Here is an 18851-nt window from a genome sequence, read left to right as displayed (position 1 = left end):
CGGTATCTAACGGTATCTTGGGAGGAGACGGTGGGATCGATCGACATCGAACGGCATGGCCGCGGCGTGGTGCGGCTCGTCCTCAACCATGCCGAGTCACGCAATGCCATGGGGGAAGCGCTGCGCGGCGAACTTCTGCCCGCCTTCGAGGCGCTGCTCCAGGACCCGGCCTGCCGAGTCATCATCGTCACCTCGGCGCTGAAGGACTTTTCCGTCGGCGGTGACCTGTCGAAAATGGACACGCTCGCCGACCCCAAGGCGGGGCGCCGGCGCATGACCTCGGCGCATCGGTTGGCGCGCGTGTTGCTTGCGGCCGACAAGCCGATGATCGCCGAGATTCGCGGCTATGCCATGGGGGCCGGCGCGGGTCTGGCGCTGTTCTGCGACACGATCGTCATGGGCGAGGGCGCTACGATCGGCTTTCCGTTTCCAAAGGTCGGCCTGGCGCCGGATTTCGTCATCGCCCACACGCTGCCGCGGCGCATCGGCTTGTCGCGCGCCCGCCAGGCGCTACTCTACGCCCGCAACTTCAAAGCTCCGGAGGCGCTGGCGATCGGCCTAGCCGACGACGTCGTGCCTGACGCGGAGGTCGAGGCAAAGGCGATGGCGCGCGCGATGGAACTCGCCGCTTTCCCATCGTTCGCCGCGGCGCTGACCAAACGCATGCTGGAGCTAAGCCACGACGCGCAGGCGGTGCTGGATTTCGAGGCGACGGCCCAGGCGCTCTGCTTTGCCTCCGACGATTTTCGCGAGGGCGTCTCCGCCTTCCGCGAGAAACGCGCGCCCGACTTCGACAAGCCCGTCGCATGACCAAAAAACTTTCCGGGCCGGCGATGCGGGTACCGCAAACGCTGGCCGACATGCTCGACAACAATGCCTGGAAATACCCGGACGAGACCGCCTTCGTCTGGGGCGACCGGCGCGTCACCCATGCCGGGCACCATATCCGCGCCTCCCGGCTCGCCAACGCGCTGCGCAGGCTCGGCCTGCGGCGGCAGGACCGGGTCGGCATATTGAGCCAGAACAGCCTGGAATTCCAGGAAGTCTACAGCGCCTGCGAGATTTCCGGCTTCATCTGCGCGACCGTAAACTGGCGCCTCGCCGTGCCGGAGATAGTCTATATCGTCAATGACGGCGCGCCGAAGGTGTTTTTCTTCGAGCCGGCCTATGCCGAGGCGGTGCTCGCCATGCGCCCTCATCTGAAAACGGTCGAGCATTTCGTCTGCATCGGCGGACGCGGTTCTCCGGGACTCGATTTCGCCCACGACTATGACGAACTGGTCGAATCCGGCGATGCTTCGGGCGTACCTTTCCGGCCGAAACCCGACGACATCGCCTTCCTGATCTACACGTCGGGAACCACCGGACGGCCGAAAGGCGTGATGCTGGGGCAGGGCGGCCAGGTCGCGGCAGCCGAAATCCTCGGCTCCGACCAGCGCAACTCGCCGGCGGACCGGCTGCTGATCATGATGCCGCTGTTCCATATCGGCGCAAAAATCATCCAGCTTGCCCAGCACTGGCGGGCGGGCACGGTCGTCGTGCAGCGCGGCTTCGATCCAAAGTCGGTCGTGGAGTGCATCAAGCGGGAACGCATCACCGTCACCCACATGGCGCCGACCATGATTCAGACCCTGCTGGAATCGCCTTATATCGCCAACGCCGATCTCTCCAGCCTGCGCATGATCGTCTATGCAGCCGCCCCCATGCCGGTGCCGGTGCTGAAGAAGGGGCTGAAGCTGCTCGGCCCTGTCTTTCAGCAGCAGTTCGGCCAGACCGAGGGTATCGGCACGACGCTGCTCGCCCACCAGCACCGCCCCGACGGCAGCGACCGCGACAGGGAGATTCTTACCTCGGTCGGACAGCCATCGCCGCGCGTTAATGTCCGCATCGTCGACGACCATGGCGAGGACCTGCCGGCCGGCGCGGTCGGCGAGATCCTGCTCACCAGCCCCGGCGTGATGAAGGGTTATTGGAACAACACCGCCGCCACCATCGACACGCTTCGCGACGGCTGGGTGCATACCGGCGACATGGGCCGGCTCGACCAGGAAGGTTATCTCTATCTGGTCGACCGCAAGAAGGACATGATCATCTCCGGCGGCGAGAACATCTATTCGCGCGAGGTGGAGGAGGCGGTCGTCACCCACGACGCCGTGTCCGAGGTCGCCGTCATCGGCGTGCCGGACGAGAAGTGGGGCGAGGCGGTCATGGCGGTCGTCGTGCTGCGCCAGGGGGCGGAGGCCACCGCCGGCGAGATCGTCGAGCACTGCCGCGCGCTGATCGCCAGCTACAAGAAGCCGCGCCACGTCGTCTTCGCCAGCGAGATCGTCAAGCTGCCGAGCGGCAAGATCGACAAGGTCCGCCTGCGCAAGCTGCACGGCGGCCAGGGAGGAACCGATGCTTGAGATGTTTTCGCTGAAAGGCAAGGTCGCCATCGTCACCGGCGCCTCGCGTGGCCTCGGCAAGCCTGTCGCCAAGGGCATGGCGGCGGCCGGGGCGCATGTCGTCCTGGTGGCGCGCGACCGCCACAAGCTCGAGATTACCCGCGCCGAGATCGAACAGGCCGGCGGCCGCGCCACCGTGCTGGCGCTCGACCTCACCGACGAGGCGGCGATCCGCGCCGGCGTGCGCAAGGTCGCCGGCGACCTCGGCCGCATCGACATCTCGGCCAACATCGCCGGCATCATCAACTGGCAGCCGCTGCTCGACAGTGACGAGGCCGATTTCGACCGCATCATGGACACCAATGTGCGTGGCGCCTTCGTGATGGCGCAGGAATGCGCGGCGGCGATGCGCGCCGGCGGCCGGGGCGGGCGCATCATCACCACGGCCTCCGTGCTCGGGCCGCTCGGCCGTGCAAAACTCCACGCCTACTGCGCGTCGAAGTCGGCGATCATCGGCCTGACACGCTCGCTCGCCGCCGAACTCGGGCGCGACGACATCACCGTCAACTGCGTTGCGCCCGGCTATTTCCTCACCGAGATCAACGCCAGCCTGCAGGCCCGCCCCGGCTACATGGACGCCATCAACGGCGTCACCCCGATGGAGCGCTGGGGCCGGCCGGAGGAGATCGTCGGCGCCATGGTCTTCCTGGCATCCGACGCGTCGAGCTTCGTCACCGGGCAAGTCCTGCATGTCGATGGCGGGGTCTCGTCTTCCTTCAAGTTCCAGCTCGCGGCGTGAGGGGCCTCGCATGACCAAGCGTTTTTCGCTGGAGGGGCAGGTCGCCGTGGTCACCGGCGCCTCGCGCGGCCTCGGTTTCGAGATGGCCAAGGCCATCGCCGAATCCGGCGCGAAGGTGTGGATGACGGCGCGCGGCGTCGACCAGCTCGAGGATTCGGCGGCCCGGCTGCGCGCCGAAGGCCACGAGGTCGCGACACGGGCGTTCGACCTCGCCGACGGCGCGGCCTGTGTGGCGGCGATCCGCGACATAGGTGCTGCCGAAGGCGGCCGGCTCGACATTCTGGTCAACAATGCCGGCATCAATGCCTGGGAGCCGCTGGCGCAGGCCACCACGGCCACCTGGGACCGGGTCATCGGCACGAATGTCCGTGCGCCCTATCTGCTCTGCCGGGAAGCGGCGCGGCTGATGGCGCCGCGCGGCTACGGCCGCATCGTCAACATCGGCTCGGCGCTGGCCGTGGTCGGCCGCGAGAACGTCACCGCCTATGTCTCCAGCAAGCACGGGCTGGCCGGCATGACCCGGGCGATGGCCGCCGAAATGGGCTCCAAGGGCATCACCGTCAACATGATGGCGCCGGGCTATTTCCTCACCGAGATCAACACGACGATCCTGGCGCGTCCGGGCTACGAGAAGGGCGTATCGAGCCGCATTCCGCTCGGCCGCTGGGGCGATCCGGAGGAGGCGGGCGGCGTCGTCGCCTTCATGGTGTCGAAGGCTTCGGGCTACATGAACGGCCATGTGCTCACCGTCGACGGCGGCCTCACCGAGACCTTCGTCTTGCCGGTGGACGCGGCGTGAGGAGCTTGGCGATGGGGAACGAGAAAGAAATCGCTGTTGTCACCGGCGCCGGGCGCGGCATCGGCCTGGCGACCACGAAGCGGCTGTTGGAAGACGGTTTTCACGTCGTCATGGTCGACCTCAATCCGGAGCCGCTCGGCGCCAATGCCGCGGAACTCAAGATGGCGTCCAACTCGGTCGAGCACCATGCGCTGTCGGTCGCCGACCGGCCCGCCGTGGCCGGCCTGATCGGCTCGCTGCCGAGGCTGGACGTGCTGGTCAACAACGCCGCGATCTTCTGGGACGGCAAGTTCGACGCCGTCACCGAGGACGATTTTCGCAAGATGTACGAGATCAATGTCATCGGCGCCTTCGTCATGGCGCAGGAGGCGGCGAAGGTGATGAAGCGCGGGGCGCGCATCGTCAACATCGCCTCGCGGGCCTATCTCGCGGGCTACGCGCACGCCCCCTACATCACTTCCAAGGCCGGCGCGATCGGCCTCACCCGTTCCATGGCGATCGACCTTGCGCCGCGCGGCATCTTCGTCAACGCCATCGCGCCGGGGCTGATCGAGACCGAGATGTTCCGCTCGCTGACGCCCGAACGCCAGCAGGAACTGATCGCCAAGCAGCCGACGAAGGAGGTCGGGCAGCCCGAGGACATCGCCAACGGCATCGCCTTCTTCGCCAGCCCGCGCACCCGCAACGTCACCGGCCAGGTGCTCACGCTCGACGGCGGCAGGTCGATGGGGATATCGATCTATTGAACGGCTTTCGTCAGGCCGATATGGCGGCTGCGATGATGCTCGCCGCGCTCGGATTCTTTTTCCGGCTGGCATTAAGTCTTTCACATACTTTGCTTTTCGAGGCCCGCGCGAGCCCGCGCCGTTATCGTGACGAGTTGCGCCTCGGCGGCTCCAGCGCGTAGTACGCCATGGCATTGGCGTGCGCCAGAATCTCGTCGACCTCGCGGATGTTCTTGCGTTTCGGAACATCCGGATCGAAACGCGGCAATCTTCCGCCGGGCGGCCGCCCGCGCCTCAGCGGCGAAAAACGCCGGAACCGGACCGGGCCTAGCTTGCCGCCTGCTGCCGCCGCGTCGCGGGCCGCGCTGTCCCGCGCAAGGGCAGCATCGTTGCGCGCCTTCCAGCGGGCGAAATGCTGCGCCTGTCCGGGCAGATCGTCCAGCGCCCTGCCGAGCGCATCCAGCCGCAAGGTCAGCTTCGCGGCGCTGATCGGATCGTTCTGCGACGGCGGAGGCGGCACGGGGATGCGTGGCGTGTCGTCGTCGATCGACCGGATGCGCGGGGCGGCATGCGCCGGCACATATTTGCGGCGGATGTGGAACGGGTATTTCAGCGCATCGAGCAGCGAAAGGTTTACTGTACGTGGCCTGGCGGCACGCCGTTCGGCGGCTTTCCGCTCGGCCTCAAAGCGGGCAAAGTCTGCCTTCGACAGGTTGACGGCAAGGCCGAGGCGGCGCATGGCGGCCACCGTGTCGGAAATTTTTGGCTTGAGCTTTCGCGGACGAAACGGCGGCAGCGTCACCACGATGCCTTGCGCCGCCGCGATGACGAGGCGCCGGGCGGCGGATTCGGCCGGGCGCAGCATGAGAAGAATGACGCGGTAAAGGTGGCGTGGCAGGCAGAGCGCTGGAGACGGCTTTTTGCTCCCCGTCTTTCCGGCCCGTCCAGGCCTCGGCGCGACGACGGCTTCGCCGAGCACCAGCGACAGCGGCCTGCCAAAACCCATCTCGGCCATGCCGACGAGCATCGAGAGGATATGCTTCAGCGCCTGCCGGTATCGCTCGATCGTTGCACTCGCGTCCATCAAGTCCATCGCCGCCTCCTTTCCAGCCGGCAAGGATTATCGCTCCGAACTGAACGGCGGGGATGAACTTTGCCAAAATTCCTGGCGCGCGGCGGCGGGCATTCGGCCAAGGCATTGAAAAGACTGGAGCGGGGTTCGCGGAAGAAAAAATTTTTGGGATGGAGCGGCTTTTTTCATCCCCATTTTCTCTGATGGCTGGTGACCCTTTCGCCCCCATGACAAAGCGTCGCACTCCGTCCAACACCCCTCATCCGACCTCGCTTCGCTCGGCCACCTTCTCCCACAAGGGGAGAAGGTGGGAGCGTTGTGCATCCGCCTCTGCAAATCGTCAACGTTTGCGACTAGCTGAGATGTCGACGCGAAACTCCCCCTTCTCCCCTTGTGGGAGAAGGTGGCCGAGCGAAGCGAGGTCGGATGAGGGGTGTTGGACGGAGTGCGACGCGGACGTATTGGGCGCATAGGCCGGTATCCGGTATGGAGCACGCGGGGAGCATCCTCCAAAAATAATCCTTGACGATGACGGAAAGGCGAGGTTGCCGTTGCTGCATGCATAACGCATTGAAAAGGCTTGATCTTTCGCAAGGCATCGCCTGCTTAAGTGACTTCTCAGCTCAGGCGAACGGCCGTTCAAAAAGGATGTCATGCTTGTAAAACCAAGCGAAAACAGAGGGTTGGTGGCACCCCGCGTGGATCTTTGCGGAACAAGCATGACCAAGAGGCCGGCAAGGGCGATCGGGAATCCGGGGACGATCTGCTTAATTCCGCGGAAGGGCGCGGCCGCTCCAAGGCTGGCGCAAGCGGAACCAAGGTAACTCTCCCCGGCGTTTACGCCATTCCAGTCGCCAGCTTCCAGCGAGCCGGTTTCGGGGTGTCAGTCCGTCGACCTCAGGCAGCCTCTTCCACGTCGACGCCAAGATAAAATTTCTGGATATCCTGGTTGGCGGAAAGCTCGGCCGTCGTCCCTTCCAGCACGGTCCGGCCGTTTTCGATGACATAGCCGTAGGACGCGTATTTCAGGGCGATTACGGCGTTCTGCTCGACCAGCAGGATCGACACCTTCTTCTCGCGGTTGATGCGCGCGATGATCTCGAAGATCTCCTTGACGATGAGGGGCGCGAGCCCGAGCGACGGCTCGTCGAGCAGGATCATCTCCGGATCGGCGACCAGCGCGCGGCCGATCGCCAGCATCTGCTGCTCGCCGCCCGAGAGGAAGCCGGCCTGTTGGCCACGGCGTTGCGACAGGATCGGGAAGTAGGAATAGACCTCGTCGAACGCTTCCTTGCGCGAGCGCGCCCGGCGCTGCGCGAAGGTGGAGGCGACAAGGTTTTCCTCGACCGTCATGTCCGAGAAGACGTGCCGGCCCTCGCGGACATGGAAAACCCCGCCGCGCACGATTTTGTGCGGGGAAAGGCGGAGGATGTCCTTTCCGCCGATGGTGATCGAGCCGCTTGTGACCCGGCCGCCCTCGAGCGGCAGGAAGTTGGAGATCGCCTTCAGCGTCGTGGTCTTGCCGGCGCCGTTGGCCCCGAGCAGCGCCACGATGGCTCCCTCGGGCACGGTGAGGCTCAGGCTCGACAGCGCCTGGATCACGCCCTGGTAGACGACTTCCAGATCCCTGATATCAAGGGCGGCAGCCACGGTTCAGACCCTCATCCAGTCGGTGATCTGCTCCATCTCCCAGTTGTTGGCGGCGCTGTAGCGGATGATGCGCCCGAGGCCGATCTGCTGGTCGATGATGGAGACGGGAACGTCGATCAGGCCGCCCGTGTCCCAATCCTTGACGCTGCGCATCGCCGCGGCGAGGTTGTCGCCATTGACCTCCTGGCCGGCGTCGATGACGATCTCGAAGGCGCGGGTCGCCATCATGCTGCTGATCCAGGCATCGAGGAAGCCGAGGCGGACATAGCCGCTCCAGTTCGGGTCCTTGGCCTTTAGGATGCCGCCGATGGTCTCCATCGTCTTGCCGGCCGGCTTGTTGGTGTCGTCGTTCCACACCTTGATGCCGATCAGCCCCTCGGCCACATCAGGCATGGCGACGACCTTCTCGCGCTCGCTCTGCCAGATCGTGCCGAGGAATACGACGTCGTCCATGCCGTAGTCGCGCACCAGCCGGACGATCTCAGGCCAGACGGCAAAGGAATAGCCGTGATGAATGACGTGGGTCGGCTGCGCCTCGCGGATCGCCAGCGCGAAGGACGAAACGTCGGTCTCGACGAATTTCGTCTGCTGGACCACCGGCACCTCGATGCCCAACTCCTTGGCGTAGGCGACCGCGGCTTCGATGCCGTCGCGGCCCATGCCCGTCGAGGAATGGATGATGACCAGCCTGGCCGGGTTGGAGCCGGACGACTTCTTGATGTAGTCGACCAGCATCTTGAGCTGGGCGCCGTAGGTCGCGCCGGGCACGAAGTGATAGGGATAGTTCTTCTCGTCGGCGAGTTCGGAGGCGAAAGATCCCGAGGTCATGAAGATCTTGTTGGTCGAATTGTTTTCCGGCGAGATCGCCTGGATCATGCCGGTGGATTCGCCGAACATGTAGTCGACGCGGCCCGTCGCCAGCGCCTTCTTCAGGTTCGCGACGGCGACGTCGACCTTGAACGTCGTGTCGTTGACCGACAGATTGATCTTGCGGCCGCGAATGCCGCCTTGCTCGTTGATCCACTTGGCGTATTCGGTAAAACCCTCGCCCTGGAACTTGCCGCCCTCGGCTGCTGGTCCGGTCAGGTCGCAATGGATCGACCAGTTCAGGTCGTCCGCGGCCTGCGCCCTCACGATGTTGAAGCCGGTGACGGCGCCGACCGCCGCCGTGGCGCCGGCCGCCTTCAGGAATTTTCGTCTGCTGAACATGCTTTTCCTCCACATGTGCGGTCGCATCGACCGCGGTTCAGTTCCAGGCCGGCCGTTGCCGGCGAGTCCTCTCGTCTGCGCCTCAGCGCGAGACTTTGCGGCGCATCCGCTTCCAGAGCTGCGCGAGGCCGCGCGGCTCCAAAAGCAGGAAGCCGACGATCAGGAGACCGAAGATGGTCTCCCGCAGCGGTGTCAGCACGGTTCCCAGATCGAGACCGAACGTGTCGCCGAACAGGAGCGAGCCCTCGCGCAGCAGTTCGGGAAGCAACGTCATGAAGGCCGCGCCGAGGATAGCGCCGAGGATCGAGCCCATTCCGCCGACGATCACCGCCGACAGGAAGAACACGGAGAGCAGCAGCCCGAACTGCTCTGGGTTCACGAACTGGTTGAAGTAGGCGAGCAGCGCCCCGGCGATGCCGGCGTAGAACGACCCCAGCGCGAAGGCGATCAGCTTGTAGGAGACGATCTCGACGCCGAGCACCTGAGCCGTCAGGTCGCGCTCGCGGATGGCCATGAAGGCGCGGCCGACGCGCGAGCCGATGACGTTGCGGGCAAAGATGGTCATGAAGATCACCGCCGCCACGATCAGGTAATAGATGCGCGTCTCGTTGTTCAGCGGATAGCCGAAGACCGTGGCCGGGCGCACCGGCAAGCCGACGTCTCCGTTGGTGACCGACTGCCAGTGGACGAAGATGAACTGCAGGATGAACTGCGCCGCCAGCGTCGCAATGACGAGATAGAGGCCGCGGATGCGCAGTGAGGGCAGGCCGAAGGCGACGCCGATCACGGCGGCCGAGACGCCGGCCAGCGGCACCGTCACCCAGAAGGGCATGCCGAAATAGGTTTGCAGCAGCGCCACCGCATAGGCGCCGACGCCGACGAAGGCCGCATGGCCGAGCGACAGCAGGCCGGTGTAGCCCATCATGATGTTCAGGCCGTGCGTGGCGATGATGTTGATGCCGAGCAGGCCGGCGAAATAGATCCAGTAGCGCGGAGCGACCAGCGGCAGCGCCAGGAGAACGGCGACGAGCAGCCCGGTCCAGACCCAGCGGCCGGGGTCGGTGCGCGCATCGGATCGGTCGCGAGAAGCTTCGGCGGTGACGGCCATCATATTCTCTCGACTTCCTTGCTGCCGAACAGGCCGTTCGGGCGCACCAGCAGCACGATCAGCGCGAGCACGTAGGGGGTGATCTCGCGGAACTCGGTCGGCAGGAACAGGCCGGTGATCGCTTCCAGCCAGCCGATGATCAGTCCGGACACCAGCACGCCGCCGATCGAAGCCATGCCGCCCAGGATGACGACCGCCAGCACATTGAGCGCAACCATGCCCAGATGTGGCGTCAGCGTGTTGACGTTGGCCATCAGCACGCCGCTGATGCAGCCGGTGACCGCGGCGATCACCCAGGTGAAGGCGATGACGCGGCGCACGTCGATGCCCATCGAATAGGCGGTGACGGCGTCCGCCGCCGCGGCGCGCAGGGCGACGCCGGCCCGCGAGTATCTTAGGTAGGCGATGAGCGCGAGGACGATGACGACAGCGATGGCGAAGGCGCGCGCCGTCTTGCCCGGCACGAAGATGTCGCCCAGCATGATCGGCGAGCGCGACAGGATCGCCGGGATCTGGAGGTCGTTCGGCCCCCAGACCATACCGACGATGCCGCGGATGATCGAGCCGATGCCGAAGGTGACCATGACCACGGCGATGAACGGCCGGCCGAGCATAGGCCGGATGGCGACGCGCTCGATCAGCAGCGCGACGGCGATCGAGCCGATCAGCGCCACGATCAGGCCCAGCACCGGCCCGAGCGCGAAGGTCACCGCCGCGGCGTAGAAGAAGTAGGCCGACAGCATCATCATCTCGCCCATGGCAAAATTGAAGGTGCGCGACGACTTGAAGATGACGATGATGCCGAGCGCGATCAGGGCATAGATGCCGCCGGCCGCGATGCCGACGATCGAATATTCGATGAATTGCTGAATCGGGCTCACGCAATCCTCCTCAGGCCGCGCTCTGCACGGGCTCTTCGGCCGTGCCGAGATAGGCCTTGATGACGTCCGGATTGGCGCGCACCGCGTCGGGCGAGCCGGATGCGATCGGCTTGCCGAAGGACAGCACCACGACGTGGTCGGAAATGCTCATCACCATGCTCATGTCGTGCTCGATGAGCAGGACGGTGGTGTTCCAGTCCTTCTTCACGCCGAGCACGAAGCGGCTCATCTCGCGCTTCTCCTCGCGGTTCATGCCGGCGACGGGTTCGTCGAGCAGCAGGATCTTTGGCTTCATCACCAGCGCGCGCGCCAACTCGACGCGCTTCTGCAGGCCGTAGGCGAGATCCTCGACGTAGTGATGCTGCACGCGGTCGAGTTCGAGCAGGCCGATGATGTCCCGCTGGATGCCGCGGTCGAGCTCCTGCTCCTCGTGGCGCGTCCGCGGCAGGCGCAGGCCTGCCGACAGCACGCCGCTCTTCAAATTGGTGTGGGCGCCCAGCTTGATGTTGTCGAGCACGGTCATGCCGTGGAAGAGCGCGATGTTCTGGAAGGTGCGCGACATGCCGCGATAGGCACGCGCATGCGGCTTCAGCCCGGATATGTCCTCCCCATCGAGAACTACCCGGCCGGCCTGCGGTTTATAGAAGCCCGAGATGACGTTGAAGAGGCTGGTCTTGCCGGCGCCGTTCGGGCCGATGACGGACGTGATCCTGCTCTTCTCCGCATGAACGCTGACGCCGGAGAGCGCCTTCACGCCGCCGAAGGAGAGCTGGATGTCGTCGACGTGAAGCATCAGTGGGCGAGCCCGGCGCAGGATGCGCGCCGCCAATGCGGAAAGCCGCCGGATGTCATGTCTTCCTCCCTTGCCCGAACTGAGCCGTTCCGGCCATTTCCAAAAACTCTAACACTTGTTCGAAAGTTTGTCATCCCGGATTCGGCATTTATCCAAAAGGCGGATCAAGTGCCTGAAAAGACGGGCTTTCTCTTGTCGATGAAGGCGTTCATTGCCTCGTTCTTGTCGTGCGTTCCGAACAGGAGATAGGCCGCCCGACGCTCCAGCATGATGGCGGTGTCGAGCGAGGCGTCCATGCCGGCCAGCACCACGCGCTTGATCTCGGCGACGGCAATCGGCGGCATGCTCGCGATCTTAGAGGCGAGGGACAGGGCCGCTTCCACCGTGCGGTCGTCGTCGACGACCTGGCTGACGAGGCCGGCCGCGAAGGCCTCACCGGCGGACATGGTGGCGCCGGTCAGGAGCATGAGCATTGCCCGGTGTTTGCCGATGGCGCGCGTCAGCCGCTGCGTGCCGCCGGCTCCGGGCATTATGCCCAGCTTCACCTCCGGCTGGCCGAAGGTGGCGCTCTCGCCGGCAACGATGATGTCGGCGCTCATCGCCAGCTCGCATCCACCGCCCAGCGCGTAGCCGTCGACCGCGGCGATGATGGGTTTTGGGCAGTTGTGTATCGCCGCCCAGTTCGCTTCGTCATCGCTCGCCATCATCTCGGCCGGGCCGATGTCCGCCATCGCCTTGATGTCGGCGCCCGCGGCGAAGGCGCTGGCGTCGCCGGTGATGACGATGGCGCGGCAGTCGGCGTCATGCGCAAGCGCCAGGAAATGGTCGCGCAACTCCTCCCTGAGTTCAGGGCTCAGCGCGTTGCGGGCTTCGGGGCGGTTCAGCCGCAACAGGGCGACATGCGCTGCGGGATGCTCCAGGAGCACGGTGGCCATGTTTCCTCCCTCGGATGCGTCGATGGACGTTTCGGGGTTTACGCAGACAGATTCTAACGATAGTTAGATTAACGGATGCTGGCCGACCTGTCAAAATGATGACCATTGCCATCGGACTGAAGAGGGACGGGCGGCGCGGCCGAGCTATCGGTGCCGCTTGATCTCAACCACTGGATACTAATGCCGCGCAGCGTGCGGTGATTGGAGCAGGATGTGCTCGCCAAGCCAACGACGCTCGAATTTCCCTGGAACAGTCCGCCTGAAACCGGTCAGGCGAAGATGGTCGCGCCCGGCGTGTTATGGGCGCGGCTGCCGCTGCCTTTCCGTCTGAACCACGTCAATGTCTGGCTCGTCGAGGAGAGCAACGGCTGGACGGTGATCGATACGGGCTGCGCGACGCCGGAGATTCTTGGCGTCTGGGAGCGGCTGCTGGCCGGCCCGATGCGTGGCGAAAAGGTGGTGCGGGTGATCGCCACGCACGGCCATGTCGATCACATCGGGCTCTGCGGCTGGATGGTCGAGCGCTTCGATGCAGACTTTATGGGAACGTTCGCCGAATGGGTCTGGGCGCGTGTCAGCCACACTCACGACGTGCCCGGCTCGAGTGCGGCTCATCACACCTATCTGATCCGCAACGGTTTCGATGACAGTGCGGCCAGGCAACTGGTCGGGAGCCGCCAGCGCTTCATCAATCTCTCGACGCCGATCCCCGGCTGGATCAGCGAAATCCGCGACGGGGATATGGTTGCCATCGGCGGGCGGGGATGGCGCGTCATCGTCACGCGCGGCCACGCCTTCGAGCATGCGTCATTCTACGACCCGCAGGCGAACGTGCTGATCGCGGGCGACCACCTGCTGCCCAGGATCAGTCCGGTCATCGCGGTCTTCGAGATGATTCCGAAGGGCGATCCGCTGGGGGATTATCTCGAATCCTTTCCCCGGTTCGACATCGTTCCGGACGACGCGCTTATCCTGCCTTCGCATGGCATGCCGTATCGCGGTATCCGCAAGCGCATCGACGCGCTTCGCGAGCATCATCGGGCGAGGCTCGAGGCGACGGCGGAGTTCTTGCGCAATCCGAAGACGACATTCGACCTCGCCCGGGAAATGTTCCCGCACATAGAAGGCCCGGACAATATCGGCTTCGCGCTCGGCGAAACTCTTGCCCATGTGAACCGTCTCGTCAGGCAGGGTATCGTGGCTGATGTGTCGCCGGACAATGCCAGCGCCATCTACCAAGCCATCATTTGACCGGAGAGGAGGGAGAACAACACGACAAGCAAGGGCCGCGAGTCCGCCCTTCAGGTGCCTTTGGCTCCAATCACTATGTTATTTTGACGATTCTGAACCCCTCGACTTCCCCGACGACAGGATGGCCTTTCCAGCCCTCGATGTCGTGCAGGATGACGAGTTTCGACAGATCGCCGCCGAGCTCGTCGTTCATCTTGTCGATGGTCTTCAACTGTTCCCAGACGCTGCCCACGGCGTTGTTCAGCGGCACGTAGACGCCGTCGTGATTGTGGCCGGTGAACTGTCGCCGGGAATAGACGCAATCGCCTGAAATGGTGCGCCGCCCGGCCTCGGTCTCGATGACGACGAACTGCTGGCCGATCGTGTGGCCGCTGCCGAGGCGAACGTGGATGCCGGGCAGCACATTGTCCTTGTCGCCGTCGACCAGCGTCACGCGATGCTCGATGGACGCGTCCAGCGCCGAGCGCAGATTGTCGGGATCGATGATAGCGGTGAGATGGGAAAAACGCTTCGGCAGGGCGATCGCCTCGTACCACGACAGAAGCTCGCTTTTCTGGATGTAGATCTGCGCGTTCGGGAACTCGCCGATCGAGCCCATATGGTCGAAATGCGCATGGGTGACGAAGATGTCGGTGATGCCGCCCGGCTCGATCCCGAGTTCGCCGAGCATCCTCAGCGGCGAGATCCAGTAGGGGATGCCGAATTTTTGGGAAAAGCTGTGATCGTCCTGCATGAAGCCGGTGTCGACCAGCACGTTGCGGTCGCCCTGCCGGGCGAGGATGAAGGAGAAGGGCAGGTCCATGACGCCGTCCTGGTACATGCCGCTGATCAGGTCGACCCAGGGCTGGTCCTTGGAGCGCGCATATTCCAGCACGTAGACGTCCCAATGCGTGTCCGTCATCGTATAACCCTTCAGCTTTCGGCGAGCGAGCGGCCAAGGCTGGCGAGGCCGACCGCGACGATCAGGATGGCGCCCTGGAAGACGAATTGTGAATAGGTGGGCGCGCCGAATATATTCAGGCCGTTGAAGCCGAGCACGATGATCAGCGAACCGATGAAGGTGCCGAGAATGTGGAACTCGCCGTCGCGCAGCGTCGCCGAGCCGAGGAACACGGCGGCGAAGGCCGTCAACAGGTAGGAGTCGGCGGCGTTGGTGGTGCCGCTGCCGAGCCGCGAGGCGAGCAGCGTGCCGGTCAGCGCCGCGCACATGCCGGACAGCACGAAACCGAGGATCTTGATGCGGTCGACATCGATGCCGGCGAGCCGTGCCGCTGCCGGATTGCCGCCCACGGCCTGGATCTCCTGGCCGATGGCCGTGCGTTCGACCAGCAGCCAAAGCCCGCCGAGCACCAGCGCCATGACGATGATGGGGTTGGGGATGCCGAACAGCCAGCGGCCGAGCGCCAGTTGCAGGAAGGCTTCCGGAACGCCCGACACGATCGGCACACCCGAGGAATAGGCGAAGGAAAGGCCGACCAGGATGGTGCCGACGCCGAGCGTGGCGATGACCGAATTGACCTTCAGCTTGGTGACGATCAGCCCGTTGACGACACCGATGAGGGCGCCCAGCGCCAGCACGATGACGATGGCTACGGGGATCGGAAGCTGGTTCTGGACGATGAGGCCGGTGACCAGAACGCCGTGCAGGCTGGCGGCATAGCCGACCGAAAGATCGAGTTCGCCGACGATGACCGCCATTGTGAGGCCGCCGGCGATGATCATCGCCAGCGAAGCCTGGCTCAGCACGTTGGTGAAATTGGTGATGGTGGGGAAGGCGCGCGGCGACAGGATCGAGAAGACGATGACCATGACCACCAGGCCGATGATCGTGCCGTATCGCGCGAACACGCCGAGCGCCGCCTTGGTATTGGGCGACAGACGCCGCGTCGTGTAGCCGACGTCGCTCATGCCGGGACCCTTTCCGCCGCTGCGGCGTAGCTTGCTTCGATGATTGCATTGCGCGTGACGTGCTTGCCGGCAAGCTCGCGCACGATGCGGCCCTCGGCCATCACCAGCGCGCGGTCGCAAAGCTCCGGCAACTCGTCCGGCTCGGAGGAGATGACCAGCACCGCCATGCCCCTGGCGGCAAGGTCGCGGATCAGCCGATGGATCTCGCCGCGCGCGCCGATGTCGACGCCGCGCGTCGGCTCGTCGAGGATCAGCACCTTCGGCTTCGATTGCAGCCAGCGGCCGATCACCACCTTCTGCTGGTTGCCGCCGGAGAGCCGCCCGACCGGCTGGTCCGAGGACTGTGCCTTGATGGACAGGTCGCGGATGATTTTTTCCGCCATGCCGGCGCGCTTGCGGGAGCTGATGAACGGCAGAATAGCGTTGGAGAGGATCGCATTCAGATTGGTCAGGCTGATGTTGAAGGCGATCGATTTGGCGAGCAGCAGGCCCTCGGTGCGCCGTTCTTCCGGAACCAGGCCGAGACCGGCGCGCACCGCGGCGGCTGGGGTCCGCGGCGCATAGGGTTTGCCTTCCAGCGCCATCGTGCCGGCATCCAGCAGGTCGGCTCCGTAGAGCAGACGCGCCAGCTCGCTGCGGCCCGCGCCGACAAGGCCGGCGATCCCCAGAATCTCGCCGCGATGCAGGTCGAAGCTTGCTTCCCTGACTTTTGGCAGGCGCTGCAATCCGCGCACGGAAAGCACGATCTCGCCCTTCGTCACCTCGCCGTGCGACTTGGCCAAATGCTCCACCTCGCCGCCGACAATCGCCTCGACGAGGGAAGGGCGGGTGAGTTGCGAGCCGGCGAGCTCCGCCACCGAGCGGCCGTCGCGGAACACCGTCACCCGGTTGCAAAGGTCGAGTATCTCGTCGAGCCTATGGGAGACATAGAGGACCGCCACGCCGGAGGCCGACAGGTCGCGGATGATGGCGAAGAGTTTCTGGCATTCGCTGGCGGACAGCGAGGCGGTCGGCTCGTCCATGACGATCAGGCGCGCCTTGCGCACCAGCGCGCGCGTGATGTTGATCAGCCAGTTCTCGGCGGTCGACAGGCCCTTGGCCGTCGCATGCAGCGGCGCCGTGACGCCGACCCGCTTGGCGATGGGGGTTACCTCGCGGGCGATTGCCGTCCAGTCGACCATGCCGAAGCGTGTTTTCTTGGGCAGGCCGAGCATGATGTTTTCGAGCACCGTCATGCCAGGAACGAAGGCCAGTTCCTGGTGGATGAAGCTCATGCCAAGATCATTGGCGCGGTGCGGCGAACCGATCGCTGTGGGCTGGCCGTCGACGAAAATCTCGCCGCTGTCAGGCTCCGTCAGGCCGGCGAGGATTTTTATCAGGGTGGACTTGCCGGCGCCGTTGGCGCCGACCAGGCCATGCACCTCTCCGGGCGCGATAGACAGCGACACGCCGCGCAAAGCCTGCGCGCCGCCATAGGACTTGGTCACCGCGACCGCCGAAATGAATGGGGGCGCCGCAGGCGTCCCCATCGGCCCAGACATAGCATTCATGATCGGTTTTTACGCCGAAACTCACTTGATGGCATCGGGGTGGTCGGCAATGAATTTCTCGACCGTATCCTTGGTGACCAGCACTGCCGGCACCTCGACGGCCTTGGGCTGCCAGTCCGCGCCGGCCTTCTGGATCTCGGGCAGCAGCTTGATCATGTTGTAGCCTTCCGTGTAGCTGTCCTGCCAGGCGGTGGCCGTCATGAAGCCGTTCTTGATGTTCTCCAGCGCCTGGGCATTGCCGTTGACGCCGTAGACCTTGACGTCGTCGCGGCCCTGGGCGCGCAGCGAACCGATGGCGCCGATCGCCGGATCGTCCCAGCAGCCCCAGATCGCCAGCTTTTCGTCGCCGGCCGGATGGGCGGCGAGCCAGGCGTTGGCATATTGCGCGCCGTCCTCGAAATAGCCGGGGATGCGCACCTCGTTCTTCGTCACCTTGACGTCGGGATAGGCGGTGAGCGCCTTGTCGAGCTCGACCTCGCGGTTCCTGCACACCTCGCCGGTCCGGTAGGCGAGGACGAGCAGCGATCCCTTGCCTTCCATCGCCTTGAGCATCACCTCGTTGACCGGCACGACCATCGGGCCGCCGGAACCGTTGGTGGCAGCGACCGTGGACCCAAGCCCGCCGCCCCAGGTCACGACGGGAATGTTCGCCGACTTGGCGGCGTCGAGCCCGGCGCCGATGGACGAGAACGGGAACACCATGTCGACGATCGCCGTGGTGCCGCGCTGCGCGAAATTCTGGATCGCGGCGTTGGCCTGGTCGGCGCTGCCGGCCGCGTCGATGACCGAAACCTCCCAGCCGAGTTCCTTGGCCGCGGCCTCGGCGCCCTTGATATAGCGTGCATTGTTGGCCTCGGTCGCCGAGATCGAGACGATGCCGACAAGCGGCTTGTCCTGCGCCGATGCCGGCACGATGCCAAGACCGATCGCCGCAATCGCGGCGCCCACCATTAACTGTTTCATGACTCCTCCCTGACGGCTGGTTGCCTCAACGAACCGTTTCGCCAGAATAGGCAAAGAACGCCGTTGATCAAGCTATTTTTCGCGTTTTTTGGCCTAGACAAGCACATTTGATGCAGTAACACTCAGCTAAACGATTAGCTAGGTTCACATGGCAACCATCAAAGACGTTGCACGCTCGGCAGGCGTCTCCACCGCGACGGTGTCGGCCGTCATCAACGGTTCCGCCTATGTGAGCCCGCCGCTGCGCGCCCGCGTGCTGGCCGCGATCAGGGAACTGAACTACGCGCCCTCGCTGGCGGCGCAGAATCTGAAGCGCGGCCGCAGCCAATTGATCGCGCTGGTCGTAGCCGACCTCGCCAACCCCTTCTTCTCGCGTGTCGTCTGGGCGGCGGAGGCCGCCGTTGCGGCATGGGGCTATTCACTGGTGGTGTTCAACAGCGACGAGAAACCGGAGGCGGAGCAACGCATCCTGAGCCGCGTCCGCATGCTCTCCTGCGACGGCGTGCTGCTGGTTCCGGTCGGTGATTCGACCAAGCATCTGCAGCGCGACCCCGACGAGAAGCCGCTTCCCACCGTGCTGTTCGGACGCACCGTCGAGGACGACAAGTCCGACACCATCACCATCGACAATATTTCGGCCGGCCGGCAGGCGACCGAATATTTGCTCGACCTCGGCCACACGCGTGTCGGCTCGATCACCGGACCGTTGCACCTGACCACCGGCCGCGGCCGTCTTGATGGGATGCTGTCGGCGATGAAATCGCGCGGCCTGGCGCCAGAGCCTGTCTCTTCTACACATCTGACACTGCCGACGAAGGCTTAGG

18 protein-coding genes are annotated in these 18851 nt (G+C 64.8%); 7 read left to right on the top strand and 11 right to left on the bottom strand.

All coding sequences use genetic code 11. The features are described from left to right. The first annotated feature begins 30 nt into the window (after positions 1 to 30). Genes ACH196_RS02920 through ACH196_RS02900 form a run of 5 tightly spaced genes read left to right on the top strand, consistent with a single transcriptional unit; the run spans position 31 to position 4728 of the window. Positions 31 to 810, top strand: coding sequence for an enoyl-CoA hydratase/isomerase family protein (locus ACH196_RS02920; RefSeq protein ID WP_396644795.1), 780 nt, complete (start codon positions 31 to 33; stop codon positions 808 to 810). Further along, entirely contained in the window at positions 807 to 2405 is a 1599-nt protein-coding gene (locus ACH196_RS02915) for a long-chain-fatty-acid--CoA ligase (RefSeq protein ID WP_396644794.1), read from the top strand. Before ACH196_RS02920 ends, ACH196_RS02915 begins: the two co-directional genes overlap by 4 nt. Beyond that, positions 2398 to 3183, top strand: a complete 786-nt coding sequence (locus ACH196_RS02910) for an SDR family NAD(P)-dependent oxidoreductase (RefSeq protein WP_396644793.1) — start codon at positions 2398 to 2400, stop codon at positions 3181 to 3183. Before ACH196_RS02915 ends, ACH196_RS02910 begins: the two co-directional genes overlap by 8 nt. Before the next feature lie 10 nt (positions 3184 to 3193). After that, on the top strand, positions 3194 to 3982 hold the full coding sequence (locus tag ACH196_RS02905) for an SDR family NAD(P)-dependent oxidoreductase (RefSeq protein WP_396644792.1): 789 nt from the start codon (positions 3194 to 3196) through the stop codon (positions 3980 to 3982). An 11-nt stretch (positions 3983 to 3993) separates the two neighbouring features. Beyond that, positions 3994 to 4728, top strand: a complete 735-nt coding sequence (locus ACH196_RS02900; protein WP_396644790.1) for an SDR family NAD(P)-dependent oxidoreductase — start codon at positions 3994 to 3996, stop codon at positions 4726 to 4728. 121 nt (positions 4729 to 4849) lie between these two features. Here the strand turns inward: ACH196_RS02900 and ACH196_RS02895 are convergent, their stop codons facing one another. The 7 genes from ACH196_RS02895 to ACH196_RS02865 all read right to left on the bottom strand — a co-directional run bounded on the left by ACH196_RS02895 (position 4850) and on the right by ACH196_RS02865 (position 12355). Next, positions 4850 to 5800 (bottom strand): hypothetical protein, encoded by a 951-nt coding sequence (locus ACH196_RS02895; protein ID WP_396644789.1) that lies wholly within the window; start codon positions 5798 to 5800, stop codon positions 4850 to 4852. Between the two features lie 876 nt (positions 5801 to 6676). Continuing rightward, a complete protein-coding gene (locus ACH196_RS02890; protein ID WP_396644787.1) occupies positions 6677 to 7429 on the bottom strand; it encodes an ABC transporter ATP-binding protein in 753 nt (250 codons plus the stop codon). Positions 7430 to 7432: 3 nt separating this feature from the next. Beyond that, complete coding sequence (locus tag ACH196_RS02885) at positions 7433 to 8638, bottom strand: ABC transporter substrate-binding protein (protein WP_396644786.1); 1206 nt, start codon at positions 8636 to 8638, stop codon at positions 7433 to 7435. Between the two features lie 82 nt (positions 8639 to 8720). Continuing rightward, complete coding sequence (locus ACH196_RS02880; protein WP_396644785.1) at positions 8721 to 9749, bottom strand: branched-chain amino acid ABC transporter permease; 1029 nt, start codon at positions 9747 to 9749, stop codon at positions 8721 to 8723. Continuing rightward, the gene (locus ACH196_RS02875; protein ID WP_396644784.1) at positions 9746 to 10627 is read right to left on the bottom strand and encodes a branched-chain amino acid ABC transporter permease; all 882 of its coding nucleotides are present in this window, start codon (positions 10625 to 10627) and stop codon (positions 9746 to 9748) included. The genes ACH196_RS02880 and ACH196_RS02875 overlap by 4 nt, the downstream gene beginning before the upstream one ends. A 10-nt stretch (positions 10628 to 10637) precedes the next feature. Then, on the bottom strand, positions 10638 to 11420 hold the full coding sequence (locus tag ACH196_RS02870) for an ABC transporter ATP-binding protein (protein ID WP_396644782.1): 783 nt from the start codon (positions 11418 to 11420) through the stop codon (positions 10638 to 10640). Positions 11421 to 11584: 164 nt separating this feature from the next. Further along, on the bottom strand, positions 11585 to 12355 hold the full coding sequence (locus tag ACH196_RS02865) for an enoyl-CoA hydratase-related protein (protein ID WP_396644780.1): 771 nt from the start codon (positions 12353 to 12355) through the stop codon (positions 11585 to 11587). 213 nt (positions 12356 to 12568) lie between these two features. Between ACH196_RS02865 and ACH196_RS02860 the strand changes: the two genes are divergently transcribed. Then, positions 12569 to 13606, top strand: coding sequence for an MBL fold metallo-hydrolase (locus ACH196_RS02860; RefSeq protein ID WP_396644778.1), 1038 nt, complete (start codon positions 12569 to 12571; stop codon positions 13604 to 13606). Positions 13607 to 13679: 73 nt separating this feature from the next. On the opposite strand, the gene ACH196_RS02855 is transcribed toward ACH196_RS02860, so the two are convergent. The 4 genes from ACH196_RS02855 to ACH196_RS02840 are packed head-to-tail and all read right to left on the bottom strand — an operon-like array spanning position 13680 to position 18027. After that, the gene (locus tag ACH196_RS02855; RefSeq protein WP_396644776.1) at positions 13680 to 14507 is read right to left on the bottom strand and encodes an N-acyl homoserine lactonase family protein; all 828 of its coding nucleotides are present in this window, start codon (positions 14505 to 14507) and stop codon (positions 13680 to 13682) included. 11 nt (positions 14508 to 14518) lie between these two features. Continuing rightward, positions 14519 to 15514 carry an ABC transporter permease gene (locus tag ACH196_RS02850; protein ID WP_396644774.1) on the bottom strand — a complete coding sequence of 332 codons (996 nt, stop codon included), beginning with the start codon at positions 15512 to 15514 and terminating at the stop codon, positions 14519 to 14521. Next, a complete protein-coding gene (locus ACH196_RS02845; protein ID WP_396645021.1) occupies positions 15511 to 17055 on the bottom strand; it encodes a sugar ABC transporter ATP-binding protein in 1545 nt (514 codons plus the stop codon). Before ACH196_RS02845 ends, ACH196_RS02850 begins: the two co-directional genes overlap by 4 nt. A 30-nt stretch (positions 17056 to 17085) precedes the next feature. Beyond that, positions 17086 to 18027, bottom strand: a complete 942-nt coding sequence (locus tag ACH196_RS02840; RefSeq protein ID WP_396644772.1) for a sugar ABC transporter substrate-binding protein — start codon at positions 18025 to 18027, stop codon at positions 17086 to 17088. 148 nt (positions 18028 to 18175) lie between these two features. Between ACH196_RS02840 and ACH196_RS02835 the strand changes: the two genes are divergently transcribed. Next, positions 18176 to 18850 carry a LacI family DNA-binding transcriptional regulator gene (locus tag ACH196_RS02835; protein ID WP_396644770.1) on the top strand — a complete coding sequence of 225 codons (675 nt, stop codon included), beginning with the start codon at positions 18176 to 18178 and terminating at the stop codon, positions 18848 to 18850. Position 18851 lies beyond the last annotated feature (1 nt).

The sequence above is a fragment of the Mesorhizobium sp. IMUNJ 23232 genome, assembly GCF_044326205.1.
Lineage (GTDB): Bacteria > Pseudomonadota > Alphaproteobacteria > Rhizobiales > Rhizobiaceae > Kumtagia.
This window is presented reverse-complemented; position numbering and strand designations above follow the sequence as displayed.